The following is a 25,997-nucleotide window of genomic DNA, read 5'->3' on the forward strand; positions in this document are numbered from 1 at the left end:
CTCTACTCATCTTTTTTTGGTGGCTCCAAATCATCTAAGTTATCTAAGTTTTGTGGATCAGTAGAAGGCATCCAGTTTTCACTTCCCGCGGCTACAGCTCCATATTGTATATCTGGCGTATCGATCGTTACCGCTTTTTCTTGAATCGGCTCATTTTTACTTACTTCTTTCTCATTTACTGGTGTCAAATCAGAAGAAATAGGTTCCGTTGGGATAAATGAATCAGAAGAATTTGTTTCCTGTACAGTTGACTCGACATCTATATCAGGTTTCTTTGCAACAATCTCCCCCGCTTCATTCACTTCTGCAGGAATAGCATCTGGAATATCTGCACTTGTTGTTTCTGGTGTATGAGGTACAATGACACCTTCCTCATTTACATCTGCACGAATTGTATCTGGTATTAAAGGTTCATTTGACTCTGTTTCAATTGGAGTTGAAATTTCTTGTTGTGGAATAGGTGTTGAAGTTTCCTGTTCTGGTTGTATTTCTTCTCTTGAAATATCCATCGGAATTTCTTCTGTTGGAATGTCTTGTTGTGGGATATCGGATGGGATTTCTTCATATGTTTCATGATCTGGTGACACTTCCTCTAATGGAAGTTCTTGTGTTGGTACTTCTGTTTGAATCTCTTCATATGCCTCCATATCGCTTGAAACTTCTTCTAGTGGTATTTCTTGTTCTGGTACCTCTGTTTGGATTTCTTCATATGCTTCCATATCAGTTGAAACCTCTTCTAATGGTACCTCTTGTTCTGGTACTTCTGGTTGTACCTCTTCGTATACTTCTATATCAGTCGGAATATCTTCTAATGGTACCTCTTGTTCTGGCACTTCTGGTTGTACCTCTTCATATCCCTCTATATCAGCTGGCATTTCCTCTCCTGTTGGAATTTCCTCATCTTCTAAAGATACAAGTTCTGGTTGAACTTCCATTTCTGATTCTTCTACTTCTGTTCCTTCTTGTTGTTCTTCCATTTCTTGTTCTAATGCTTCCTTATCTAAGCTGATAAGGTCTTGTTGCATTGGTGCCTCTTCTTCACCTGGTGTCGTTTGTTCTTTTCCTTCCTCTTCCTGCTGTGGTAAATTCCCTTCTTTATCACGATCCTGTAAGGAAATAAGATTTCCTTTCTTTTTATTCTCTTCTTTTTCTTGTTCCGTTTGATTATTTGGTAAATCATTCGGTATATTCGCTTGCACTAACGGGTTGGCTTTTGTCTTTTCGTCGTCTGTCCCGGCATTTTCTAACTGGCCGCCTGCCGCCGCTAATTCAGCCGCGCTGTTAAAATGTGCTCCCATTTTGTCTCCAATATAAGACATTGTGTTTCCAGCGTACTCTTTTCCTTTATCTACAAAGTTTTCAGTCATAAGAGATATATTTGTGACTGTCTCATACACGCCACGTGCTCGACTAAAGGCCGCAACAATATTTCCTCTAAACAGGTAGCAAAGAACAAAAACAAGAATTTGAAAAATCATTGTAGATACATACCCTGCAACGCCCGCTTCTGGTAATACGTATAGTAGTTCTGCTATTGTAAAGATGATGACCAGCATAACAGACATAAAGATTTTTAATGCCAATGGGCGAATCCATTGTGAAGCCCAGCTTTCAATTACGCGTCGATGTCCTGGCAATAGGGCAACCGCCATAACAATCGGTGAAATAATACTCATGACAAGGAACCATAATTGGAATGCTACAATTAGTAAGCAAAACGCGATTACTGGAACACCTGCGAATGTATTCACAACATAGTACATAACTGTAAATACAAGGCGCTCTCCTACAGAGGAAATAACCATCATTTGATTTCCTTTTTTCACTTCTTTTTGTACCAAGTCGTCACGATCTTTTCCTAGAGGTTTCGCTAACAACTCATCTACTCGTTGAGCACCTAATTTTTCTTTTGAATCTTCCCCATACTGTAAAAATAAATATGGTCGTTCAACTAACAAATCCCAAATTTGCTTTTTCACTGAAAAGATCGCGTCCGCTTTGGAACGTCCTGGATCACCCGCAACCGTTCCCGTTGCTTTCGCTAATACTGTCACACTAATTTCAGAACTAATCGTATTCGCACTCTTTAAAATCGTACTTGCGTTTCCAATGTACGTAACAATAAAGGCAATAACAAGTACCGTTTTCACTAACTCACTTAAACCTTTTGATGGTTGGCGCTTAATAAAGAAGATATAGCCTGCGTAACAAGCTGATAACACACATGCAATGCCGATAATTGCTGGGAATAGCCCAGAAGATAAAAAGCCGCCTTTTTCAATACCCGCAATATTTTGCATAGCCGCTCCTAATTTATCCGCTACCGCATCTACAATATCCAGGTTCAACGCTTGATCGACTAAAAAGATTGTTAATTGGCCGAGAATCACATTTAACTGAAAGGCCATATTTCCAAACCATTGACAGGTTGTATATAACATTCTTTGCAAGTCTTTTCCTACACTATCATCGCCAAACAAGTACCCGCCAACCTTTTGAAATACATTTTTTTCATCTTCTTTTGGTTGGTACGTATCAATTTCATAATACTTATCTTTGTAAATACCATCTGTATACCCACTAAATAGATTTTCAGAGATTCGTGCTCCTTTTTGTTCCTGTTTTTCTTCTGTTTTTGTATCTTCCGCTAGGGCCACATGAGGCCCTAACGGTAGTAAAAAGATTACAAGAATCATACAAATAGAGAAAAGTTTTTTCATTCCTTTTGCCCCCATTTATGAATATGAACTGGTTCTATACTTCCCACAATAGAATCTAAACTATTATGGCCATCCCAGTTCCATTCGTAATTTTTCCATTTTCCGTCCTTTTTGTCTTTTATCATTTTTAACTTTATTCCCATTTGGGCGTTTTCTACAGGATCAAAATACTTTACACGATAGTAATACTCATTTTCACTTTCTTTCAAATCATATCGATATAAGTCGTATCGTTCTTTCATTCCTTTGCTAGCACCAGGATGCATAACTTCATCTTTACCTAAATCATATTTCTTATATGACAAATCATTAATCTTATTTGAATCCATTTCAATATAAGCTCTTACATATTCCATCGCGGCTTTATCCGCTTCTTTCATGTCACGTTCTTTCTGACTCTCTTGTTGATTCGCATTGCTTTTCGTTTCATTTGAGCAACCCGCAACACCTGTTACCATCAACATTCCTGCTACACATAATCCCGATAACATACGTAATTTTTTCATCGTTCCATCCTCCATATACAGATAATTTAGAATACTCTTATCTGTATTGTAATACGAATTACGCCAATTGTTGTGCGCGTTCTTCGTCTGTTTTCGTAGAGGAATCAAATGCAGTCTTTAATTCTTGGAAAACAGGATCAATTTCTACAATAGCTGTTCGGCCAAAAATATCCTGGAATAAAGCTTCGCCGCGTCGTAACTGGCGTAACATCAAGATATTTTCTTCTGTAACTGGCAAGTTATAATAACGCAACATTTCTTCCGCTTCCTTATCGTATTTCAGCGCAAAACAGAATTTCATACCCACATTCGCAATCTCTTTATTTTTTGATTGGTAATCCGATGCGTTTTGTGTTCCTAAATAAAGACCGATATTGTGATAACGTCCCTCTCGAATAATTTTGTCAGAAGACTCCGCCCCTTCTTTGTTTTTTAGAATACTAGACGCTTCATCTTGTAGATATACTTTGAAAATGCTACGGTCGGAATGCATTAAGGATTTACCAAATGCCGCTAATGCAATTAAGATACTACGAGACAATTGATCCCCCACATTCTTGTTTCCTTCTGTTGTCTTTGGAATACGTAAATTTTGAATTTGTAACACTTGTAATGGACGTTCTAGGCTTAATACGCGGTAATCTTGACCTTGTTTACCAAACAATAAATCTCCTAACTGAACGTTTTCCAGGGTTGCTAAACGATTTGTGAGAGCATTTAACTTTTCTAATTCAGTTGGCAACAAATTAGGTTCTAACTTCATTTCCTCTAGTTCTACACGAACCAAAGTTAAGCATGCATCTTCTTTTTCCGCCACTCGTTCAATAGCTTTATATAAATAGTCATATCTGATATCCTCTAAACCTACATCCGATAAGAACGTTAAAATTTCAAGTGCTAAACTCTTTGCGTCTTCTATCGTTGCACTTATTCGGAATGGGTCTAAACAGCCCGCATCCTCTTTATTCTTCCCAAGCGTCCATACCTGCAAGGTATCCTCATTGAACCCTGGCAATAATTCTGGCCACCTTGTGCGGTCCCCTTTTGGATCGATGATAAATGCCCTTCCGCCACTCATCACAATCCAGAAAGCGAGTAAGTTCATTAGGAACGATTTCCCTTTCCCTGTTTGCCCTGCAAACATAACCGATAAACTTTCAAATGCTGTTACAATGTTATCTAATGCTTTCGCCGCTAGTTCGGGACGAACAAAAACAGGACGATTTAATTTTTTTGTCTTTCCAATGTAAAACCCTTGATTGTCGCCAATTTGTGTTGTGGCCCCGAACATGCCCATTGCAAGTACACCTGGCTCCACAAACAATTTGAAGTCCGTATTATAACGTTTAGAACCTGGTAAGAACTCATAGAAGTATGCTAACTGTTCTCCAAATGGATTGACCAATTCAATTTTCATTTTGCGATATTCTGTAATGAGCGTATTTACACGTGATTTTAATGTTTTTTCATCTTCGGCATACACGCAAAACAGTACACTTAATTCATATCCAGGTGCTCCCGTTGTTTCAAATCGATCTTTTACAATTTTGACGCCTCTTGCTTTACGATCAATTGTTAAATCTGTGGTGCGACCACCTACCATCGCTTGTTGGCGTTGATCGTTTAATTCCAGTTCACTGTTCGAAAGTTTTTGGGTAACCATCTGGTTTTCTAAATGATACGCTCGAATACTCATTTCAACAGGAAACTTTAATGAATGAGATTGAATGCGATAAATCCACTCTCCACCAGGAAAAGCCGATATTTCGGGCATATCTTTCACCGCAAGAAAAGCAACATGAGAGGTTTCCATTTCCCCTTCTTCATTTTGTCTTTCGAGTATCAGAGAGCGCCCTGGGCTTTCATCAATCACCGTATCCGTTAAGTGCACCATTTCTTGTAAATCTGGCCGACGTACTTTTACCGCCTTTCCTTCTTCATTTTTCAAGGTAACTGTAGAACCTACTTTCCAGTTTTGATCCCGATTCAGTTCTTTCATGCCACGTTTGAAGTTATGATGGAATAAAAAGCGCGTTGTTGACGGTTTCGCACGTCTTGTATTATGAAAGGCCCCTCTAACCTGGCTAAATAACACGTCTTCTACTTCTAAATAATTTTCAATTTCCTCTTCTAAAATATCCGTCACATTCATACCCGATATGTTTTGGGCTGTCTCTGCAAATCCTTCCCTTACCTTCTTCATAAACTTCCATGTTTCTACGACAGGGTTACGAATTTGTCTTTCTTTCTGTTCCATGTTCAGCTGTACTAAAATGAAAAAACGATATTCCATGTTCTCTTTCACAATGGCCGCATTTCGTAAGTATTCTTTTACCTTTTTGAAAAGAAAGCGTCCTGTTGGTGCCATTGGCCCTTTTAAAGTGGAAATATGTTCATCCAGAATTTCATCTGAATTTGTTGTACGAGGAATCACAAGCAAGTGGATATCATATTCTTGATGGGTAAAAAGAGCGAGTTGATTGCGATAATATACTTTTTTCGTGCTTTCGTCTTGATGATCGTATTCGAATCCGTCTACTTCATATACTGCGGATACTTTTCCGTCTGTACTAAACGCTAAATTCTTTTCAACGTGCTTTAATGGTGATCTGTTCATCGTTTTCAACATCTTTCATTTCCTCCTTTTGGTGTAAAAATGTTAGGTTATAAGCGTGTATGTCGTTCTCTTCTTCTTCACTTGATACATGTACGATTGGTATATCTTTGACATTATATTGCACACACACATGACCACGAATCACATGTTTTTTAAATTTCGGCAAGGCCACTAATCGGCTACTTTGATGCTTACGTAAACGAAATGTGATCCAGGACCGAACAAAAGAGAAAAGTGATTTTCCATCTGTTTTATATTTATCTGCACCCCATACGAGGAAAAGAGGAATCACACCATAATACATGAGCCAAACTTGATCGATCATATCCCCAAATATCCATTTAAAGGGAGGAAGGAAGCGGAAGGCTACAAGCCCCGCTTCTACCGCCGCAAAATAACCAAGTGCCCTCCATGTAACCGCACGCGGAAGACGATACCCCATAATTTCGTACTGTCTTCGCATATAATTCATATAGCTTCCGAAACAATAGACAATGATAGATTTTGATTCTTTTTCCTTCATGTAGCTCCCCTCCTTTCCATCCCTTACTTAGACGCCAAACAATCCGCCTAACCACGTTCCGATTGTTTTTAATGCATCTGGTTTGTTAATGAAGAATACGACAATCCCGCCGCCAACAATTAACGTGATCGCTTTTCCCCATGCGCGCTTTGCCGCTACGATCAAGATAACAATGATAAACGCACAATATAACGCGTATGTTCCTTGTGTCTTCATCATTTCGAAAAATCCTTCCAGACCGATTCCTAACACAAAATGATTTATACTAAACATATACATGCCCCTCTCCTATTTTGTTTTTAAATCTTTTACAATCCATTGCTTTCCATCTTGTTTGACAAACAACGTGTAACCTGTTTTCATTTTCGTTTCAGAATGCGGATCAATCATAGATACCTCTGTTTGTACCTCATACGTGCCTTTTGTTTTTCCTGGATAAATCTTAGAGGAAAGTACATTTTCAAATTTCATGGCTCCTTCTAACCCTTTAATATCCGTATTAGCTAACACATACGCGAGTTCTTTTTGTGTTGCGGTGGTATAGGATTTAAAGAAAGTGGGTAGGAATTCTCGAATATCTTCTTTGACAGCGAGTTCATGGACTTCCTCTCGGTCTTTCTCTTCTTTTCCTTCTGGTACTTCTGCTTTTTCATTTACCTTGACAATTTGAGGGAATCCACTAATGACAAAAGCCTTTCCATCTGATTGAACAGGAACCGACACTTGCTGGATCACCTCCTTATCCTCTGGACCGCTATTATCTGCCTTCATGCGGCTTAATTTGTATCTCACTTTAAAAATTACGTTTGCTTCTTTATCTGTGACCTCATCTACTTTTAATACAGTTGCGTATAGAAAATGGGAATCCCATTGGATACTTGCAAAATCCAAACCGACTTGTGGATCAAGTGTTTTCGGTATATAGAGTTGTAAGCGCTCTGAACGCTTCTTCTTGCCTTCATCCCCTCTTTGCCATGTAAAGTATTCTTTTGCAAATCCGCGCGCAAATTCAATCGCTTCTGGACGCGAGGCAAGGTTTTGTTTTTGCGTGACTTCTTTTGGAATGGTACTGGCTTTTGCTTGTGTATCTCCCTTTCCTTTTACTACGGTTGTAATGGATACAATTAGCATCCAACAAAACAGGAGCCAAAAGGTCCATTTCCCAATTAAGCGGCCTTTATATGAAGGAAGCCTTTTTGCTTTCCTTGCCTTCCCTTGTTTACTTTCAAATGTTTTTGCAAACCACTGTTTCACCTTTTGAAGCATATTCATCCCCCTTTCAATTTCGGTACTGGCGTAAAGATCGTTCGTAGCAATCACAAGCGAATGAAGCCATGCCAACCGCGGTTGATTCATCTTGTATTTCATTTCTTGCATAATTGATAAAATTGTTGAGTTTCGTTTGACTGCCTGTGATATATGGGAATCTAGCATGCACCACATACCGTTTGTCTTCATGCTTCCCCACTTCAAAGGACGCCCCATCTGTAGCCCGAAACGCCCTTACAAACTCTAAACCTTCCAATTCGTCCATCATGCACTCTCCTTTTCTCTTAAAACTGTAAGAAACTTGTTTGCCTTTTCTTTAAACATCCACCCTTTGTCTATCCGTGCTTGCTGGAACATGTCATAACAGCTGATTTCATGTTCAATTTCTAACATTGCTTTTTCTTTTGTAAGCTCTATCCCATCGCACTTCCATTCCAATTCATTTGTATCTAATCCGATTTCTATTTCGATAATTTTTCCATTTTCCATCAGATAAAACTTTTGCATATATACATCTGTTTGAGATAAACAAATCTCATGTATTTCCTCACAACCCATTCCCTCATAGATTTCTGCTAGAAATTGAACTTCAGTTTCTTCTAAACTTCCTCTTTCATAAGTGTTTTTATGTGTAAACATCGTTTATCTCCCCCTTATAATCGACTATCGGCCATCTTCCATATTCCCACTACCACCAGGAAGAGAAGTAACACGCCTTCCCATCCTTGCGTATAGTAAATTTCCACCACTTTACTTTTCACCACTTCCCAGGCTTCTCTTGATCCTGGTACTCTTTCAAATAACCAATCTGAAAAGACAATTAACAGAAAAATACTGGCGCTTATCGATAAAATAAACCGAAACACATTTTTACAGCCTCACTTTCTTATTAATATTCTGAATATTGCAATAAATGTTACCGAATGGGTCTTGCAATATATCTTGAAACAGTGTGATAAACACTGGTATTTCTGGACTACTTACCCCTTTTAAATATCGAATCAATTCTTTTTCTCTACTTTCACTACCCGCGATAAATACCAGGCGCCATTGTAATATTTCATAACCCATACCAATATGCGTCCGATACTCTGCCGCTTTTCCTTCTTGTGCCATGAAATCGTTATAACGGATAATCTTTTTTTCTAATACTTCTTTTGATCCGTAAGAACGTTCCATTTCCATAAATACACCAATGTTTTTATCGATCTCTTCTTTTAACCCAATCACTGCAACTCCATCTGGACGTATGACACGACTTTTTCCTTTTGCATATTGAAATGTGGCCCGCGGTTCGTTGATCCATTCCTTTAGTTCCAATCTTTCTTCTTGCTTCGATATTAATGTCATGGCACATTCAATTTTCGCTAACATTAAACTGTGATATACAAAGGATGCCGAGCGTTTGGACCAACTATTTTTCCAATGCACTTCCCCTCGAAATCCACGAACCATTTCAACTCCTTTTGGTGTTAATGTATAAATGCGTTGAGGTTTCGCAACTTTTCGTTTCTGATTTCTCGATGATGTAACAGGTAAATACTCGTAACGGATATAGCCCGCTTGCTCTAGCTTATATAAACGATTTGTTACAGATTTTTTTGTATAATCCACATACACCTTTTGATGAATGTACTCAATATCCAAGTAGATGTGTGTATGCAAGCTCATGAGTAGTTGTTCATCTGAAATTTGAAATAAAATGTTTCCCATGCCCCTTACTCCTTTTCCCAACTATCGAAAATGCTCACTTCTTGCGGTGTATCCTCTTTTATTTCTACATTTTCTATTTCGATTGTTGTAACAGGCTCTTTTACTGGCTTATCTTCTTTCTTTACTTCTATTGTTGTCGTAGCTTGTTTTCGGAATGGGATAATTTGCGCTTGGTGTGCGGGTTCGACTGGCTCTGTTTCTAAAACAGGTTCTTTCACCTCTTCATTAGAAGATAATTTCTTTTCTAACTCATCAAACCCCGATGTCACAACAGGTTCTTCTTTTGTTAAATTGACTTTTTCGGCTTGTTGATACTTGCCTTTTCCATATAGGAACTCATCAATTTCCTTGTCAATTTCTAATCCTGCTTTCCCATTTTGTTGCTCTAAAGAATGAATCTTTGATCTGGTCCATTCATTTGATGCATGAATTTCTTTTTCATTTTTGTAATTGGCCGCTTTTCCATTTGGTAAATAGCGGTCTAATGGTGGAACACGTATGGTACACCACACATTTTTTGCTTCACCTCTGATATAATCTTGTGTTTGTATGGCTACAACTAAGTTAGGAAGGTTTTGCAAATACTCTGTACGGAATTGCTTTTGCATAATGCCCTCTAACGTCTTTGCGGAATTATGACCTTGCCTACATACAAAGTAATTTCCGCCCGCCTCTGTTAACATGTCTGTTAGCTCTCTGTCTAACTGTCCCGAAACTTGCTGGGTAATCACCCATAATCCAAATCCATGTTTCCGATCCTTCGCAATGATTTTCGGAAGAACGGGTACTGGCACGTCATGAGCTTCATCGATCACGCCTAAATGTAGTTTGGAACCATGCGGCCGCTGTTGGGCGATACGGTGATATTGATTACAAATGTAACCGACTGTCAGTAATGTATCTTCTTTTCCCATTCCTGCTAAATCATAAAAGATGAGGTGCCCTTCATCCATCCACTTCCGAATTTCTAAGGAAAAGCCTGTTTGCCCATACATACGCTTTAAATACAACGTATTACGGAAGATATCTAATCGGTTTAAAATCGCTTGTGTGCTGTCTTCTAACGCGCTTCCCACTTCATATTTCCAAAAGTGAGAGTAATATTTTTGTTCTGGCCCTTGTAAATTGGCGATTACATTCGCCCGAAACAGTTCATCACTTATGAATAGTGGGATACTTAAAATCGTATGAATTTGACTCTTATCACAAAGTAACGTCCCAATAATCGCCCTTAGTAATCGTTCTGTTTGTTGGGCTTGCCCTTGAATCATTAACTTAATCATTTCCATAATGGATTCAACCACTGTTTGGATATCTTCATTAGGAAAACGATAAAACAAATTCAAAGCTGGCGGGTGATCTGTGTTTCGAAAACGGATAAAGTGAACCTTGCTCCAATCCACCTTTTCCCCATCCTTTTCCGCTTTTAAGAGTCGATTCATTGCTACATATGCCAAATCTTCTGTTGGATCAAATAGAGATAATCCGCCCGCTTTATTCGGATTTTCTAACCATTTATCAATGACACTTTGCATCAATCTCATGGCAATGGTACTTTTACCAGACCCAACTTTCCCCGTAATGTAGCCATGATTCTTGAAAAAGTCTTCTCGAATTTTTACTAATCGGTCCTTGATATAGGGATGCATCACATGGCCAATTGAAATGCCTTCGGCCAATAAATCATTTGGTATCATGTTTTCACCTTTATCTAAATACAAGATGTTTCGCTCTGTCTTGCTGTTTTTATCCCCCGTTACATTCGGAAGATGGAACAAGTTTAATAGCTCTGATCCCGTCCATATCATTTTTCCATATACGGGATGTGGTACAGCTGGCATACTGCGTCTAAACCTTCTGTATCTAAGCTCATTCACATCGGCCATAACACTTGCTACCATATGCCCTAAGTTCTTAATAACAGGTACACCAGGATAATAGTCACTTGCGAATGAAACAGATACTCGAAACGCCACTTCATTTTTGGCAAATCGCTTATTTAATGCGCGAATTTCTTCTTTTTCAAAGGCATCTAGCCCATGCTTTTTCTTCTTTCGAATGGCCTTTTCTGCTTTTCGAATCCCTTTTGTCAGCTGATACCCGTTATCTGGTGTAAAAGCAATATCAATCCATGTCTTTTCTTCCATTGCGCTTCCTAACATCGGTAATACATCACGTGTATAGCGTGCTAGTGATAATGTGGCATCTAGCCGCTTTCTTTTTAATACCATCCGTCCCCCTACCGCTTTTCTTGTTGGGAATGGCATTTCTTCCTTTGGGACGGTATAAATTTCACTGTGGGTATAGGCGCTTTGTATCGCTTGCACAACCTGTTTGATTTTATCTTCTGGACCGCCTACATAAAAGCGAACACGCTCATTTTCTCCCTCTGGACGATACATCGTCATGCGGTACCAATCGCGACCTTTTAACAGACGTTCTAAAGGTTTTCGCCCCGAACCATGTACATGCCGAATCATTTGCCCTAGCTTATCTGGTGTAACTTCATCATCTATGTGAGGGATGAATAATACATATCGATACCGCTTCTTTTCTAGGTATAAATAGATGCCATGTAAGACAATTCGTATGATAATTCCTAACAGAATCAATAAGACAATCCCACGAAACACACCGACTACAGTTGGCACCAGCTTCATCAATTCTGTGAGGATTTTTTCTTTAGAAAACCAGACAAATGCGACAGCTCCTATACCTAAAAGCATTTTCCAGTTCTTTTCTATGAAGTTTTCAATTTCTTTGTCGAGCTTGCTGTGCGCCACTTCTTCACTTCCTTTCTATCCTTGAAATGGCCTTATGCAAGGGCGAATTGTTTTTCACGATGCTTTTGTGTTCGTTCTTCTGCGGCTAGTTGAATTAAAATTTGAGGTTGCATGATCCCGTTTTGAGGTTGATTAATTTGATCTAAGAGTGTTTTATAGTTGAAGAGTTCTTGTTTTACTTGTTCGATATCTAATTCACCATCTACCGTTACTTGTTCTTTCCAAAACGTTTCCCAGCATTCTTGACGATTTTGATACGCTTGTTTTCCCATTTTGCTTCCTCCTTTTAAGTGGGGAGGATATTCAGTGAAAGAATGTCCTCCCATGAATATTATGATTTGTGCGCTTTTTTATAAGGGTCTAGCGTGACTAAGAGAGAAGAGAAAATCATGCTTTTTCCCATTCTTCCCGTCCATTCTTCTGTACGCTTATTTGTTGAAGGTGTATGAGTTGTGAGTGGACCTCGACCAATATAAAACACGCGTTTACTTCGCATATGCTTAATTGGTTTCATGAAAAAACCTCCTGTATTGTTTTATCATTCTATATCGTTAAATAGAAATATTGTATAGTTTTAAGCGATGAGTGGGTCTAATTCTAAATACACATCAAATCTGTGCAATAACTCTTCTGGTATCGCTTGAAAACTCACAAAAACTCTTACATTCAGTTCCTCTAGTTCTTCTAAAAGATTGATGAATCCCTCTGGATTATTGGAATACAACCTTAATCCTTCATCTATAATAACGACATCCGATTTCTTGCATGTTTCTATTTCGGTTTTACTTAGAAAAGAATCTTTTGATGTAAAGGTGATAATGTGAGCACCCATTTTTTCGTATTCTTTATACTCTCCCTCCCCGTCTAAGACAGTCGCTTGTTGATGATCTGCCATGACAAGGGTAAGAAGTTGCTTCATCAAACCTGTTTTTCCTTTTCCTGTTCCACCTCGTACCAGGATATTTCTATTTTCTTCTTCAAATACAAATTGAGGATTCATTTTGTTCCCTTCATTCTCTACAACAATGGAATTTGATTTACTCATGTCATACCATTTCGGTTTTCTAAATGCTGGAATTTGTGCACTTCTTCCAATAAATGTTCCACACATAGCAATCTCACCTTTCCATTCGTATCAATTTTTTATCAAGCTATTAAATCTAATTCCTCTAAATCTGTAGAAAGAATCTTAATTTCTTGTTGGTGCTCTTTGAATAGAACATGTTGGATATTTTTTCGCAACTGAAACCCATCTTCCACCAATGCAAGTAAATATGATTTCGTATATTTCCTATTATTGATTTGATAATGTACATCAAATATGCACATGATCCCGCCCTCCCTTATCAGTTGAGAGTGTTTTACACTTCTTGATTCTTACGTTTTCTAAATGCGTAAACAGCTAGGATGCTTCCAAGAACGACAAATGTAACACCAATCCATTTCCAATATGGATTTTCAGCTTTGCCGCCTGTTGTTGGTAAATGGCTTTCTACTTTCTTAGGTTGTTCTTTCATCGGTTGTGGTTGTTTTACAATGTGTTGTGGTTTCTCTGGTGTTGGTACAGGTTTTTCAATGACCTGTGGTGTTTGTGGCTTCTCTGGTTGTGGTTTTGGTTGTTCTGGCTGTGGTTGTTCCGGTTGCTCTGGTTGTGGCGTTTCTGGTGTTGGTGGAACTTCTTTTTTCTGATCTGCTACAACATGTTTGATAATCTCACCATCTGTTTTAATTTCAAAGGAGAATGTTTCTTCATTGATTAAGTATCCCTCTGGTGCGAATGTCTCTTTATATGTGTATTTACCAGCTGGTAATTTTTCAAACTTTGCAATGCCTTCTTCATTTGTTTTTCCTTTTACAACTTCCTGGCCTTGCTCGTTATAGATTGTAAACTCTGCACCTGGTAACTTGTTGTTTCCATCGGCTACGTCTACTTTTGTAATTTCAATTGATCCTCTAATCTTCGTATTCTTTGCAACTAGCTCAATTGTTTTCCCGTTTTCAGTGATGCTAAACGGAATCGGCTCTTTTACCCGTACATAGCCCGCTGGTGATGTCTTTTCAATGAATTGGTACTTTCCGAATGGGATATTATCAATTTTGATTAACCCGTTTTTGTCTGTCTTATGCTCACTGATTTTCTTACCTTTTTCATCAGCTAGGATAAAAACAGCACCTTCTAATTTCGTTTTTCCGTCTTCATCTACTTTTAAGAGCTGTACATTTCCTTTTACTTGATCGTTTTTCACTTCAAACGTAAGTGTTTGATTATGCTCTTTTACTTCAAATGGATACTTTGTTTGATTTAATAAGTAACCTTCTAATCCTTTCGTTTCCTGGAAGTAATACTTTCCAAACGGAAGAGAATGTACTTTCGCAATTCCTTCTTGATCTGTTGTTACTTTTGTGACTGCCTTTCCTTCTGGCGTAAATACTGTAAATTCAACGCCTGGGAGAATCTTGCCTGTGTCACTGATCTTTTTAATTTCAATATTTCCTTTGATTTGTACATTTTTCATTTCTACAACAGCAACTTCACCTGTTTTTACTTCAAAAGGCTTTGGTGTAGCGTCTAACACATATCCAACAGGTGCTTTCACTTCTTTTACAGTGTATGTGCCAAGTTCTAAGTTACCCATTTCAGCGATACCGTTTTTATCAGCTGTAATCGTTCCCATAACTTGTTGATTGCTGTTTGCGATTTCAAATACTGCGCCTGGTAGCGGCTTTTTGTTTTCATCCACTTTCATCACTTTTAAGGCGCCATTTGCTTTCCAGAATACTTGTAAGTCTGTGCTTACCTGTTCTGTACTGCGCTCTAATAGTACAGTTGCATCTTGAATCGTACTTGTTCCTTTATATACGACTGCATGAACATTTGTTAGATTTGAAACGACTTTTAGAGATAGTTCACTACTCTTAGAGGATTTTGGTACTTGAATACGGAACTTTTCTCCTAGTTGGAACGTTTCTTTTGCTTCACCTTGTTCTGTGACAATACGTGTGCCTTGTGGTGCATTGTTCATTTCTACGTGGAATGTACCTTTTTTTGCATTTGTTTGAACGTTGTATGTTGTTGTTTCAAAATATTCACCGTTTAATTGTGCTTCTTGTTTATCCGTTGGAATGACATTCATCCAGACATCTTGTGTATCCTGGCTTTGATTTGCCGCATGAATAATGTTCTTTGCCGCTTTTTCAACAGCCGCATTCTTGAACTGTAATTCATCAACGGAAATTTGGCCAAGTGCATTCCAAAGAGCTAATTGCGTTGCATAATGGGCCTCTTTCCAATTGGCAACACCTAAATTTTCTGGTGTTTTCTGTGGGTACCCATTCATTAAGACGCGATAGGATACATCATCTGTTTTGCCCGCTTCGGGTAAATCCTCTCCATTTGGGGATTTTAAACCGTATACTAGGCAATACGCAATTTGACCACTCGCGTTCTTTAGAAACTCTGTACGAACATCTTTCCCATACTGCGGACTATAGGCCCAATCCATCTGATACCTTTCTCGATTGATTACCTCCGCACTGGCTTGATTCAGTGGAATCAAGAAGCTCATAACGAATAAAAGTACACTCGTAAAGAGTAGTAGTGTTTGATGCGATCGTTTCAAAACCATTTTTTACAGCTCCTTTAGGATTATTCAGTTTTCAAAGGACAGAATATTTAGAATTTTATTTTTCTAAATATAGAACAATATACTTTAGTCATAATTATTTCGTCTTTTAGCCGAATTTCATTTACAATACACTTAGATAGATGTAATCAATAACATGATTTTTATTCATTCTGTGATGGGTATTGCACGATAATATGTTGGTCTGAAAAGTTTCTCGATCGGAACTTCAAGGAAATCAGCTATTTTTTTAGCTTTATTGTCTTTCAGACTCCTTCTTCCAATTTCAACATCATATAATGTGCCGATCGGAATCTTAGCGCCTTTGGAAACTTCCTTAATACTTAAACCTTTGGATTCCCTGTATTCTCGTACAACGGTTTTGTTTTCATGTGACGCTAGCATTTTTTCACCCTCCCTTCCCTTAATTACATTGTATTCGGCTTAAAGCCGAAAGTCAACACAAAACGAATAAATTTTATTCAAAAACGCAATTTTGTTTTAAAATCCATGCAAAGGAGTTTAATTATGACCAATACATTTCTAGGACAAAACCTTAAACATCTCAGAAACTCACAAAAGCTAACTCAAAAAGAGCTAGCTTCCAAAATTAATATCTCTTATTATGCTTATAACAATTGGGAAAATGATTTAAGGGAACCCGATTTGCTATCTTTAAAAAAGTTTTCTATTTACTATGACCTTCTTATTGATGAATTAGTTAATACACAAATAATTTCATCAGATTCTATAGAGATACAAAATCAAAAACTAGATATGATAAAAAATCTAGAAAAAAAAGATATACTAAAACCACTTGAAGAAAACTTAAAAAGACTAAGATCATTAAAGGGACTAAGTCGCAAAAAAATCGCCGAAGAATTAAATACTCCCTATAGTACCTATGCTGGCTGGGAAAATGGATTTAGAGAACCTGATATTTCCACGCTCAATAATATAGCTTCATACTATAAAGTAAGTATAAATGATTTATTGAATCCAGAAGCGGCCGTTAGGGATGAAGATACATTAAAGCTCATTTCGCGCTTATCTAAAAATTTATTTGAAACATACATAAGTGTTCCAGATGAGCATAGAGCCGAATTAGAGAAAAAATTGATCGCCTATATGAATGAATTTAAATCTCAAAAAAAGATCAAATAAGTTTAGTTAAAATAATTATGTTTAAATTAGCCTGTCTTTTCTATATTTTCCCTTGTACTTTCTTGTTTACATATTTGGATTAAATCCATATATAGGTTGAAAATAGTGTATACATCAGTTGTACCACAATTATTCTTAACATTTTGCTCTAACCATTGAATATTTAATTCCATGACAATGCCACGTCCTTTTCTTATAATTTAAGAATCAGCGTCAAGGTGGTATATTTTTTTTACAGAATCAAAAATCGCACCACCCCCTAAAAAGTACGAAAGACGCTACAATAAGTAGCGTCTAATCATTTCAAAATTCAGTTTTTTAAATTTAAACTCAACCAGTCCCAGGGTCTACCATCATATAAGATGTAGTTAAAGAGGGATTATCTTGAACCTTAGCAAACTTTTGAACAGGTTCGTCATGTAAAGAAGTTACTGAAATCCCTAAGATAAGTAACATGCACATTAAATATTTAGTCAACTAAATTCACCTCGCTTTTCAATAGCGCTTGTTTCACACCTCTAGCATAAAACAAGTTTCCAGATCTTTCAAAAGATATTAATGCCTCTTTTAAACCTTGTATGTCTCCAACTACTTTTGAATAAGAATATAATTGATGTGCACTAAATCCATTTTGTTCCAAAATTTTATACATTGCAAGCCCTTTTTCTCGATTTCCATGTATACATTCATAATGAGCGTGTTCACCAATATGAATATAATCAAAATCAATCTTATGAAGATTAAAATTATTTTCGATATACAGATGTGCCAATGTTGTTTTAAAAGCAAAATATTTTTGAGACTTTCTAGGGACATGGATATTATCAAGAAGCTCCAAAGCTGATTCCATGTGCATTTCTGCCCTCAAAGGGTCCTCATATATGTAACTCTCTCCTAAACACCCTTTTGCAACAGCCTTAATCATCGGAATTTCTAAGTCTGATTTTATGATCGATTCACAGACTTCTCTACATTTATCAATTTTGTCACTCAATAAATATATATAAGCAAGCCTTTCTCTATATTGCATATATAAATGATCTTTTATATATGTCTGTTTAATGTCTTTTATAAATTTTTCCGCGTCTTTTGCAAAGGGAGCAACTGCATTTGATTCATCCTCATCATACATAGCCACAGTATAAAGCAAATTTGATAACGCTTGACACTCTGCGTTAGAAGAAATTTTTAAAGTTTTAATTTCATCAACTATTTTTTGCCCCTTAATTTCATTTTTATTTCTTCGATTAAATAAATCATAGATTAACAGGTACTGACTCACACTATCGGTATTAATATGTTTTTTTATTAATCCATCTATAATCTCATAATCACCAGAAACATGCGAATAACACAAGGCTTTCCTAATGTTCAAAGGGCTTTTTACTAAGAGTATAAAGGTATTAATTTTTTGACGCCTTACTTCTAAATTATCATATAAAATACTAACAACTTTTAAAAAGCTGTCTAATTTCATTTCATATTTATTTTTACATTCTATTGCCCTAGTTATTTTCTCTCTACTTACCCCCGATAATTTAGCTATTTTACGTAATGTATATTTTTCGTTTATTTTTTGCGATATTTCATCCATAAGATGTTTCATTGTAAATTCTTTTGTAATGATCTCGTTCATAGTGACAATTCCTCCTCACTAAACCCTATTAGCCCTTTACAAAATTTTAACATATCTTCATGTTTTTTATTTTAGAATATTACGAATCTTTGCCAACCTGGTTGAAAAAATATATACTGAAAATTCTGAAAATTCTTTAAATTTTTATTGGAATTTCGAATAGGTTTTATTCATCTTTTATTGATATTTTGTGAGGAACGTTTTACAATACAAATATAACAACAAAAAAAATAAACCCACCTCGAGCTTTTATCTGGCTGAAGTTTGGCGACGACACCAGATAAAAGCTCCCTAACAGGGTTCATTCACATAAAAAATTTATATGATTTTTTTTAGTATCATACTTGATACTGAAATTATACCATATTGTATATGTAATGTGAATATAGAACCTCTGTTTTTCCAGCATTTTTCTGTTTATTTTAGGTGGGAAAAATAGGAGGTTTTTTCATGCTACTAAATAACTTTTTGCTGAGTAGAGCAAAACGAGAATTAAGTCCAAACCTTGTTCATGTTCGTACAGGTGCTATCAATAAATCTGTTAAAAAAGTAATTAAAGCTATTGATATTATTCTGTTCGAGTATGAAGGTAAAACCACTAAAGAATACTTCGAACAAACACCACGCCGCTATAAGGCATTAGAAGTTGTTTTATCTTACCTAGTACAAGAAGGCTACTCTCAAATGAGACAAAATCAAATCAGTGAAAAGTCGGGTATTTCTGTGCCGATCATCAACTTTATTCTGAAGTGGTTAGAGGACCTCGAGGTATGCCATCAAATCAAAACAAGACGTCATGGTAAGAAGGCACCATCTATTTACATATTAAGCCTCAATACCAATTATTTAAAAATCATTGAATACTTTAAGCAAAAATGGGCGTTTTCAATTGATATGTTTTCTACATTTACAAAGTTTCTATCTAAAAAACTAAGTAAAAAACAGGAGAAACCTACAGATCAAACCGAAAAGCCAACTGTACCTACATGCCAGGGAGTAGATATATTGGAGTCTGTTGCTCCTACAAATGAAGAAGTAGAAGTAAAAGAACAGCCAATGAATGCCCCTAAATCGGGTGAAAAGCTAGAACTACGATTCCGCGAAATGGATGAGTTTATGAGCGAAGATCAAAAGAAACTTTATATGTATATCATAAGTAAAGATACAAATATTACTGAAAAAGATGCTTATACAATCGCATTGCGTATGCTGCCAGACGTAGATTGGGAAGCAAGAAAGACTTTTGAGGATTGTGTACAGTTTTTTGAGATAAACAAATCACAAGAAAGTACGCCCGCTCATTTCATGAAAATCTATACAAAACAGTTAACTGCAAATAGGAAGCGTAGACAGCAACAAGCGCAAGAAAACATAAGAAATATAGGATTGAGAAAATCAAATAAGAGTACATTCCCGTTAGATTTATTCAAAAAGATGCTTGATCCAAACGCGTAAATCTCGTTTTTTACAAAAAAATAATTGTTTTATAGCCTTGTTCAAAAAATTCATACCTAACAAGGCTTTTTATCATGCCCTTCTTTATTTTAATAGATTAAACATATTATCAATCTATTATACTTTTATAAATTAAGGGCGTTTTTCACAACAAATCCACTATGAATTTATACTCGAATTGAACCTGCTTTTAAATCAGTAATTAAATAAGAAGAATTTTCTAATCCCTTGTGAGAGTAAGGCTCATTGAGCAAAAATAAATCCTAATGTATTTAATGCTTTTAATTTTTAAAAACAAGATTTAATAATAAGGAGTTTCCTATATCGAGAGTTTCTTTTTTATAAACTTCTACATAGCATCCCAAAATTGATCAAAATATGAAAATAAAAATCTTCTCTTCACTTAATATATAAATCTACAGTATTTCAGTTGTTCATCCTATTTCCGAACAAACACTTTACTAATTAGTAGCTTTATTCGTTTCTTTTCCTACATATCATGATAATCGTTTACCTATTATCAATCCTAGTTCTATCCAAGCATACAGCAAAAAGAATGTTGTCTATGTTATGCCAAAGTGATGCAAATATGATGTCTATGTTATGTATATATGATGAAAAGCGGCATCATTTCGGCATGAGTGCAAATTGAGGTTGATGTACATAAACGCTAGCTTTATTCTACATACGTAAAGAAAAAGAAAAACGAAGCTCTCCTGTTAAGGGTATCTTGATTCAGCTATGAATCAGATTCCGTTGACAGGCAGATTTTCAAAAAACTACGTAGGCGGGGCGGCGGCCATTCCCATTCCTCGCATATCGTCCTCCTTCAACATCGGCCCATCATTCGCCTTCCACTCATTCCAATACATCTATATATCCACCTATATCACAATCCCACACCCTGTCTAGCCAGGCCTATATGTCTCCGCATAGCCCCGCAATGCCCTGGCCCTGGAATCCCACAAGCAACAAAACACACACCTCGACCTAGAATCCCCTATTGCTTGTTTATATGTTTCTCGTATATAATTGCGGTACACAATTTTTAGGACAAAGGAGTATGTAAACATGACTTGGGAACTTTCTGTTGATGTTTTCCTTTCTGATTTGTTAAAACATGGCCGTAAATCTTCCACCGTTAAACAATACCGCTACGATCTCACGCTTTTTACATCATGGATTCAGAAACACGTCAAATTACCTCCAGAATCGTTTTTTCGTTCTTTTGATACAAATATATTAGAAGGATACTTAACAGCTCTTAAAAAGGAACGTGGGGCGTCAATTTCTAATATCAAGCGTGTACGAGGTATTCTGATTAATTTTTTACAATTTCATGGCGCGGCCCAGGATTTAAAAAGTGATGTCTCCCCTCCTGGACTGACTTCTAAACACTTTGCATCGGATCAAGAAATAAAAAAACTATTCCGCGTCATGCGTAGTTATAACGGATTAACCGACTACCAGGCGTCAGGAAGAAAGTTTATTTTGGAACGAAACCTTTTATTAATTCATTTCATGTTAGATTATGGGCTATCTATCCAGGACATTTTAACGTTATCCATGCATGATATACACTTTGGAACGAATACCATTACCCCAGGAGGACTACACGCCTACAAGCGATCTATTACCCTTTCAAAAGAAAATGTAAAACTTGCCTTATCTTATTACAACAAGATTCCTAACCTTGTAAAACCGCGCCAGCAAACAGGTGACCCCTTTTTTGTAGCTTTTGATTTCGGCCCGCAAACGTTCCGCTGGGACTATGAAAACGATCAACCCGCCGCTTTAACTCGAATCGCTGTACAACGCATGTTACAGAAAGAAGCGAAACGCGCTGAAATTCATGTCACGCCTACCATGCTACGGAACCGTTTTATATTAAATGGGCTACAAAATGGCATGAAACCCATTGAAATTAAAGCGTTTTTAGGATTAAAAAGCGTTGAGGCCCTACATAGATACGTTCAATTTTGGAATAAACAGCAATAGAAAGAGTTTCATGTAAGCAACAAAAGCCCTGGTGCAATCAAAACCAGGGCTTTTATTGCGCTATTTGGGGTCGTCAACATAACGCAAATTTGGTACGCTAAGAAAAAACTTTGCTACATATGTAGCAAAGTTTTTTCAGGCTGTGGAGAAAGTCTTCTCCACAGCCTGTTTTTGTGTCTGAACCTCTTTTTATGTGTCAACACTGATAAAAAGAGGTAAAGGAGAGATTTTTTATGATGGGTGCTTTAAAAAATCATCGTGATGAACGTGTATCTGTTTCTGTAGAAGAGTTGGTTCCACAAGATCATTTCCTTCGTGCGATCGAAGCGACAATTAGTTTTGATTTTATTGAAGAGAAGTTACGCCCTTATTACTGTGAAAACAATGGACGTCCGTCAATCCATCCTATCGTTTTATTTAAAATGATGTTTATTGGATATTTTTACGGTATTCGTTCGGAGCGTCAATTGGAAAAAGAGATTAAAACGAATATCGCCTACCGTTGGTTTTTAGGGTTTTCTCTATCAGATACTATTCCAGATCATTCTACAATCAGTTGGAATCGTCGTACTCGCTTTATTCATACAAATATTTTCGAAGAAATTTTTGATGAGATCGTGAGGCAAGCGACAGAGCACCGGATGGTGGGAGGACGTGCGCTGATGACAGATTCTACGCACATTAAGGCCAATGCTAATAAAAATAAGTTTGTACATAAATATAAAAAAGAAAAGGCAAAGTTTTATATAGATGAACTAGAAGCTGCGGTAATTGAAGATCGTGAGGTACACGAAAAAAAGAATTAAAACCTAGAAAGGAAAGTGATACTCCCACTAAAAAAACTCGTATAAGTACTACGGATCCAGATAGTGGATTTTTAATGAGAGATGGAAAACCGAACGGTTTTCATTTCTTAGACCATCGTACGACTGATGCGAAGTACAATATTATTACAGATACCTATGTAACGGCTGGAAATATGGCAGATTCCGAGCCATATTTAGCACGTCTACAAGCTCAAATTGATAAATTCGGATTTAAAGTGGAAGCTGTAGCTCTTGATGCAGGCTATTTTACAGGGTATATCTGTAAGAAATTATCGGAGAGAAATATATTTATGGTGATGGGGTATCGTCGATTTGGAAAACGAAATAAAGAAGTACCAAAAAGCCAATTTAAATATGTAGAAGAAATGAATGCATTTGCTTGTCCGATGGGGTGTATTTTAGAGTATGCGACAACGGATCGTGAAGGATATCGTCACTATAAATCCAACCCAGAAGACTGCGCTGTTTGTCCGCTACGTGAGGTATGTTTTTCAAAGAAACAAAAACAAAAAGTTATCACTCATCATATATGGGAGAAATATAAGGATATCGCTAGAAAAAACAAACTAACAGTTACAGGGAAAAAGTTGTACAAAGTACGCTGTTCAACTATAGAGCGAAGCTTTGCGGACGCCAAAGAACTACATGGCTATCGATATGCTCGATTTCGGGGGCTGAAGTCTGTCCAAATGCAGGCTTATCTTACCGCAACTTGTCAAAACATGAAAAAAATAGCCCTCCATCTGACCAAAAAAGGTCTGGTGGAGGGCTATTTTTTTGAAACTCTATTATTTTATGTTGTTTTTATTCGCTAAAATCAAAATGATTCCAGAGTGTGGGGAACCCTAAAGGGTTTCCCAACACTCTGAAAAAACTTTGCTACATATGTAGCAAAGTTTTTTTAAATTATTTAATTCTCGCTCTACCATCAGCTTTGTTAACTAACACTTTAATGGTTTTAAGAACCTTTTGTTTAATTCCCACAATGCTGTTTTACTACTAGGATTTTTGTGTGTAAAAGAAAATACCATTTTTATTTCATGCTCATTTTATAATCAATTCGAAAGTAAAATTTTGAATATTTGTTTACATTAGAAATTGAAATATATTATATATATACTGAAATCATGACATTAAGATATAGTATATACACACATACAATTATTAATTTTGTTCACCAATATTCCGTCTAAGTAAACCAGGGTGAAAATTTAGTTTATAGAATATATAGTAAATAACAGTGTTTTATCTGTATGATTTTTTATGAGGAGGAAACATTTTTGTCTTTATATAAACAATTATCAGATGCTCTTTTAGTAGGTTTTTTTATAGAAATTAATAAAAACATAGCAAAAGGAATTCTTTCAACAGCTATGTATCAAGAAATAGATCTCATTGAAACTGAAATGAAAAAACGAAACATTTCAGAAATAGATTCATAAAAGATTTATCAAGAATATATACAATCTGGATGTTTTTTCCCATCCCCCGAAAAAGGGGATTAAGACATAATATTCTAAATTATACTTAGATTAAACTTTAAAATATGCATTTCAAATCTTCTACAATTGTTAGATTTTCAGTTATTTGTTAGAAAAATATAAGGAATACGAGTTTTTTATGATAAAATTAGATTGAAAATGAAAGTGGGTTCAAGTTGTTGTTTGAATGAACTGTACATCAAAAAACCAATTCCATTACACGGGAATTGGTTTTTTGATTTTGGGTGTGTTTCGTTAGCATAATTATTGACAGCCTAAGGGAGATTTGTCTCTTTATTGTTTAGTATAACTAAAATAAAAAGAAAATTCAAAATAAAAAAGATGGATTATTACATATTTTCAAATTAATACGCAAAAATATAAATATATAGGTTATAATAAGTGTTGAAACACTCTCCTATGTTTCGAGTGATTGTATCTGTTATCTGTCATCTGTTTTTTTGTGCGAAATCTGTAGATAGATTTTGCACTTTTTTATTTGTTGTTTTATAGGATCAGTATGATTTTTGGCTTATTATATTAGGCCTAATGACAAGATAGCGAGGTTTTATCTAGGTTAAACACACTTATAAGTGCGCCTATAGAATGAAAGTAAACTTTTAAATATTTGTTTACATTTGATAAAAAGAAAATCAAACTCCTCCCTAACATCCTCTCATTCCTTTATTAGTCCCAATCAGTTCGCTAAGAAATATAGCAAGCAATTGTTCTAGCCTGTATCCTTTTGATGGAATGGAAATGATATAATCTATCTTAGATAGTAACTCACATCAGGAGGTATATATTGTGTTAAATGAGGATTTAAAGATTATTTTAGATAAGATTGAAGCGTTGGACAATCTTGAAATTGAGCTGGAAATTGATGACACTGAAATTGAAACTATATCTATTCACCTATTTTCAAGAGAGGAATTTGAAGAAGGACAATTAGGATACAGTGTAGATGAAGAAGATAATTCTTTAACTGGGGATAGTGAAGGTGATTGGAAAGAAACTTGGTATGTAATTGGATACGATGAAAATTTAGGAGACCCGATTTTTGTAGATATTGAAGATAAAAATTATCCTGTAATGACCGCAATGCACGGCGAGGGTGATTGGGAACCAGAAGTAATGTTTTCATCACTAAATGAGTTTTTAAAGTATGGATCAAATTAAAGGGACGAAATATCCGTCCTTTTTTGTTATTTAAACTACAAGTATAAATAACAAAAAGTTGTTGTTTGGGCTGAGTAGATATCTATTTTTTTGTCTTCCCTCCCAAAAGGGAACCCGTTAATAAACACAGGACTCTTTTTTGTTTTTATTAAATGTAAAACTTTTGAATATGGGGTATCGTCAGATTTATGCGGATTTACAACGTTAAGGGAAAAACCTTGTATCAATAGGGTTTACTCTATTGGGATTTAATCGATTTTGTAACAAATAAGGCTTAAAAATGTCCCATATGACTTGTCTCAAAAACCTTATCCTTGTTAAGTTCTTCATTTTTTACACTATAAAACAGCTTAACGTTGTAAATCCGCATTTTCGGGACGCTACCCCAATATTAGTTTACTTTCATTTCCCCTTAAACATTGACTTCACGCCAAATCCCCTAATACCCTCAACTTACGCGATAAAAATATACATTCAAAACAATATAAATAAGGAACTTATAG

Annotated in this window: 24 protein-coding genes; 6 read left to right on the top strand and 18 right to left on the bottom strand. The window is 36.2% G+C overall.

Annotation, left to right across the window (positions count from 1 at the left end; translation table 11 throughout):
- Positions 1–2: 2 nt before the first annotated feature.
- From JFU02_RS07675 to JFU02_RS07750, 16 genes are all read right to left on the bottom strand, one after another.
- Positions 3–2,720 carry a CD3337/EF1877 family mobilome membrane protein gene (locus JFU02_RS07675; RefSeq protein WP_201070576.1) on the bottom strand — a complete coding sequence of 906 codons (2,718 nt, stop codon included), beginning with the start codon at positions 2,718–2,720 and terminating at the stop codon, positions 3–5.
- Positions 2,717–3,226 (bottom strand): hypothetical protein, encoded by a 510-nt coding sequence (locus tag JFU02_RS07680; protein WP_106102603.1) that lies wholly within the window; start codon positions 3,224–3,226, stop codon positions 2,717–2,719. The genes JFU02_RS07675 and JFU02_RS07680 overlap by 4 nt, the downstream gene beginning before the upstream one ends.
- 58 nt (positions 3,227–3,284) lie before the next feature.
- Entirely contained in the window at positions 3,285–5,855 is a 2,571-nt protein-coding gene (locus JFU02_RS07685) for an ATP-binding protein (RefSeq protein WP_201070578.1), read from the bottom strand.
- Positions 5,815–6,366, bottom strand: coding sequence for a TcpE family conjugal transfer membrane protein (locus JFU02_RS07690; RefSeq protein WP_201070581.1), 552 nt, complete (start codon positions 6,364–6,366; stop codon positions 5,815–5,817). Before JFU02_RS07690 ends, JFU02_RS07685 begins: the two co-directional genes overlap by 41 nt.
- 27 nt (positions 6,367–6,393) lie before the next feature.
- Positions 6,394–6,645 (bottom strand): TcpD family membrane protein, encoded by a 252-nt coding sequence (locus tag JFU02_RS07695; protein WP_061139521.1) that lies wholly within the window; start codon positions 6,643–6,645, stop codon positions 6,394–6,396.
- Positions 6,646–6,654: 9 nt separating this feature from the next.
- Entirely contained in the window at positions 6,655–7,632 is a 978-nt protein-coding gene (locus tag JFU02_RS07700) for a conjugal transfer protein (protein ID WP_106102600.1), read from the bottom strand.
- Positions 7,633–7,645: 13 nt separating this feature from the next.
- Complete coding sequence (locus JFU02_RS07705) at positions 7,646–7,903, bottom strand: hypothetical protein (protein WP_061139523.1); 258 nt, start codon at positions 7,901–7,903, stop codon at positions 7,646–7,648.
- Complete coding sequence (locus JFU02_RS07710) at positions 7,900–8,274, bottom strand: hypothetical protein (RefSeq protein WP_061139524.1); 375 nt, start codon at positions 8,272–8,274, stop codon at positions 7,900–7,902. Before JFU02_RS07710 ends, JFU02_RS07705 begins: the two co-directional genes overlap by 4 nt.
- Positions 8,275–8,505: 231 nt before the next feature.
- Positions 8,506–9,348: a replication-relaxation family protein gene (locus JFU02_RS07715; protein ID WP_201070592.1), complete on the bottom strand. Its 843-nt coding sequence runs from the start codon at positions 9,346–9,348 to the stop codon at positions 8,506–8,508.
- A 5-nt stretch (positions 9,349–9,353) separates the two neighbouring features.
- The gene (locus tag JFU02_RS07720) at positions 9,354–12,131 is read right to left on the bottom strand and encodes an ATP-binding protein (protein WP_201070597.1); all 2,778 of its coding nucleotides are present in this window, start codon (positions 12,129–12,131) and stop codon (positions 9,354–9,356) included.
- 32 nt (positions 12,132–12,163) lie between these two features.
- Complete coding sequence (locus JFU02_RS07725) at positions 12,164–12,403, bottom strand: hypothetical protein (RefSeq protein WP_062821400.1); 240 nt, start codon at positions 12,401–12,403, stop codon at positions 12,164–12,166.
- A gap of 59 nt (positions 12,404–12,462) precedes the next feature.
- Positions 12,463–12,645 (bottom strand): hypothetical protein, encoded by a 183-nt coding sequence (locus tag JFU02_RS07730; RefSeq protein ID WP_201070600.1) that lies wholly within the window; start codon positions 12,643–12,645, stop codon positions 12,463–12,465.
- A 60-nt stretch (positions 12,646–12,705) separates the two neighbouring features.
- The gene (locus JFU02_RS07735; RefSeq protein WP_062821402.1) at positions 12,706–13,242 is read right to left on the bottom strand and encodes a type IV secretion system DNA-binding domain-containing protein; all 537 of its coding nucleotides are present in this window, start codon (positions 13,240–13,242) and stop codon (positions 12,706–12,708) included.
- Between the two features lie 35 nt (positions 13,243–13,277).
- Entirely contained in the window at positions 13,278–13,460 is a 183-nt protein-coding gene (locus JFU02_RS07740; RefSeq protein WP_061139529.1) for a hypothetical protein, read from the bottom strand.
- A gap of 32 nt (positions 13,461–13,492) precedes the next feature.
- Entirely contained in the window at positions 13,493–15,757 is a 2,265-nt protein-coding gene (locus tag JFU02_RS07745) for a SpaA isopeptide-forming pilin-related protein (RefSeq protein WP_201070613.1), read from the bottom strand.
- A gap of 165 nt (positions 15,758–15,922) precedes the next feature.
- Positions 15,923–16,159, bottom strand: a complete 237-nt coding sequence (locus tag JFU02_RS07750) for a helix-turn-helix domain-containing protein (protein ID WP_000881199.1) — start codon at positions 16,157–16,159, stop codon at positions 15,923–15,925.
- Between the two features lie 123 nt (positions 16,160–16,282).
- Here JFU02_RS07750 and JFU02_RS07755 point away from each other — a divergent pair, with 123 nt between their 5' ends.
- Positions 16,283–16,918 (top strand): helix-turn-helix domain-containing protein, encoded by a 636-nt coding sequence (locus JFU02_RS07755; protein ID WP_000185547.1) that lies wholly within the window; start codon positions 16,283–16,285, stop codon positions 16,916–16,918.
- 330 nt (positions 16,919–17,248) lie between these two features.
- Here the strand turns inward: JFU02_RS07755 and JFU02_RS07760 are convergent, their stop codons facing one another.
- Together JFU02_RS07760 and JFU02_RS07765 are read right to left on the bottom strand one after the other, a co-directional pair.
- Entirely contained in the window at positions 17,249–17,395 is a 147-nt protein-coding gene (locus tag JFU02_RS07760; RefSeq protein ID WP_000170514.1) for a hypothetical protein, read from the bottom strand.
- Positions 17,388–18,554 carry an AimR family lysis-lysogeny pheromone receptor gene (locus tag JFU02_RS07765; protein WP_201070616.1) on the bottom strand — a complete coding sequence of 389 codons (1,167 nt, stop codon included), beginning with the start codon at positions 18,552–18,554 and terminating at the stop codon, positions 17,388–17,390. The genes JFU02_RS07760 and JFU02_RS07765 overlap by 8 nt, the downstream gene beginning before the upstream one ends.
- Positions 18,555–19,004: 450 nt before the next feature.
- Between JFU02_RS07765 and JFU02_RS07770 the strand changes: the two genes are divergently transcribed.
- The 5 genes from JFU02_RS07770 (at position 19,005) to JFU02_RS07790 (ending at position 25,494) form a co-directional block, all read left to right on the top strand.
- Positions 19,005–20,009, top strand: a complete 1,005-nt coding sequence (locus JFU02_RS07770; RefSeq protein WP_201070618.1) for a Replicase RepFR55 — start codon at positions 19,005–19,007, stop codon at positions 20,007–20,009.
- A 1,071-nt stretch (positions 20,010–21,080) separates the two neighbouring features.
- On the top strand, positions 21,081–22,007 hold the full coding sequence (locus tag JFU02_RS07775) for a tyrosine-type recombinase/integrase (protein WP_201070620.1): 927 nt from the start codon (positions 21,081–21,083) through the stop codon (positions 22,005–22,007).
- 233 nt (positions 22,008–22,240) lie between these two features.
- Positions 22,241–23,649 (top strand): IS1182-like element ISBth7 family transposase gene (locus JFU02_RS07780; RefSeq protein WP_097821175.1). Its coding sequence is split into 2 segments (ribosomal slippage): positions 22,241–22,799 and positions 22,799–23,649, totalling 1,410 coding nucleotides; the frame shifts between segments, so codons are not numbered across the junction.
- Positions 23,650–24,114: 465 nt separating this feature from the next.
- Positions 24,115–24,276: a hypothetical protein gene (locus JFU02_RS07785; RefSeq protein ID WP_201070622.1), complete on the top strand. Its 162-nt coding sequence runs from the start codon at positions 24,115–24,117 to the stop codon at positions 24,274–24,276.
- A gap of 846 nt (positions 24,277–25,122) precedes the next feature.
- The gene (locus JFU02_RS07790) at positions 25,123–25,494 is read left to right on the top strand and encodes a hypothetical protein (RefSeq protein WP_417896907.1); all 372 of its coding nucleotides are present in this window, start codon (positions 25,123–25,125) and stop codon (positions 25,492–25,494) included.
- Positions 25,495–25,997: the final 503 nt, after the last annotated feature.

The sequence above is a fragment of the Bacillus sp. TH13 genome (assembly GCF_016651175.1).
Lineage (GTDB): Bacteria > Bacillota > Bacilli > Bacillales > Bacillaceae_G > Bacillus_A > Bacillus_A thuringiensis_S.

What these genes read in the sequence shown, in the direction of transcription:
- JFU02_RS07680 (WP_106102603.1), bottom strand. Translation starts at nt 3,226, where the DNA reads ATGAAAAAATTACGTATGTTATCGGGATTATGTGTAGCAGGAATGTTG.
- JFU02_RS07675 (WP_201070576.1), bottom strand. Translation starts at nt 2,720, where the DNA reads ATGAAAAAACTTTTCTCTATTTGTATGATTCTTGTAATCTTTTTACTA.
- JFU02_RS07730 (WP_201070600.1), bottom strand. Translation starts at nt 12,645, where the DNA reads ATGAAACCAATTAAGCATATGCGAAGTAAACGCGTGTTTTATATTGGT.
- JFU02_RS07745 (WP_201070613.1), bottom strand. Translation starts at nt 15,757, where the DNA reads ATGGTTTTGAAACGATCGCATCAAACACTACTACTCTTTACGAGTGTA.
- JFU02_RS07740 (WP_061139529.1), bottom strand. Translation starts at nt 13,460, where the DNA reads ATGTGCATATTTGATGTACATTATCAAATCAATAATAGGAAATATACG.
- JFU02_RS07755 (WP_000185547.1), top strand. Translation starts at nt 16,283, where the DNA reads ATGACCAATACATTTCTAGGACAAAACCTTAAACATCTCAGAAACTCA.
- JFU02_RS07700 (WP_106102600.1), bottom strand. Translation starts at nt 7,632, where the DNA reads ATGCTTCAAAAGGTGAAACAGTGGTTTGCAAAAACATTTGAAAGTAAA.
- JFU02_RS07685 (WP_201070578.1), bottom strand. Translation starts at nt 5,855, where the DNA reads ATGTTGAAAACGATGAACAGATCACCATTAAAGCACGTTGAAAAGAAT.
- JFU02_RS07765 (WP_201070616.1), bottom strand. Translation starts at nt 18,554, where the DNA reads ATGAACGAGATCATTACAAAAGAATTTACAATGAAACATCTTATGGAT.
- JFU02_RS07750 (WP_000881199.1), bottom strand. Translation starts at nt 16,159, where the DNA reads ATGCTAGCGTCACATGAAAACAAAACCGTTGTACGAGAATACAGGGAA.
- JFU02_RS07715 (WP_201070592.1), bottom strand. Translation starts at nt 9,348, where the DNA reads ATGGGAAACATTTTATTTCAAATTTCAGATGAACAACTACTCATGAGC.
- JFU02_RS07770 (WP_201070618.1), top strand. Translation starts at nt 19,005, where the DNA reads ATGCTACTAAATAACTTTTTGCTGAGTAGAGCAAAACGAGAATTAAGT.
- JFU02_RS07775 (WP_201070620.1), top strand. Translation starts at nt 21,081, where the DNA reads ATGACTTGGGAACTTTCTGTTGATGTTTTCCTTTCTGATTTGTTAAAA.
- JFU02_RS07725 (WP_062821400.1), bottom strand. Translation starts at nt 12,403, where the DNA reads ATGGGAAAACAAGCGTATCAAAATCGTCAAGAATGCTGGGAAACGTTT.
- JFU02_RS07705 (WP_061139523.1), bottom strand. Translation starts at nt 7,903, where the DNA reads ATGATGGACGAATTGGAAGGTTTAGAGTTTGTAAGGGCGTTTCGGGCT.
- JFU02_RS07710 (WP_061139524.1), bottom strand. Translation starts at nt 8,274, where the DNA reads ATGTTTACACATAAAAACACTTATGAAAGAGGAAGTTTAGAAGAAACT.
- JFU02_RS07735 (WP_062821402.1), bottom strand. Translation starts at nt 13,242, where the DNA reads ATGTGTGGAACATTTATTGGAAGAAGTGCACAAATTCCAGCATTTAGA.
- JFU02_RS07695 (WP_061139521.1), bottom strand. Translation starts at nt 6,645, where the DNA reads ATGTATATGTTTAGTATAAATCATTTTGTGTTAGGAATCGGTCTGGAA.
- JFU02_RS07690 (WP_201070581.1), bottom strand. Translation starts at nt 6,366, where the DNA reads ATGAAGGAAAAAGAATCAAAATCTATCATTGTCTATTGTTTCGGAAGC.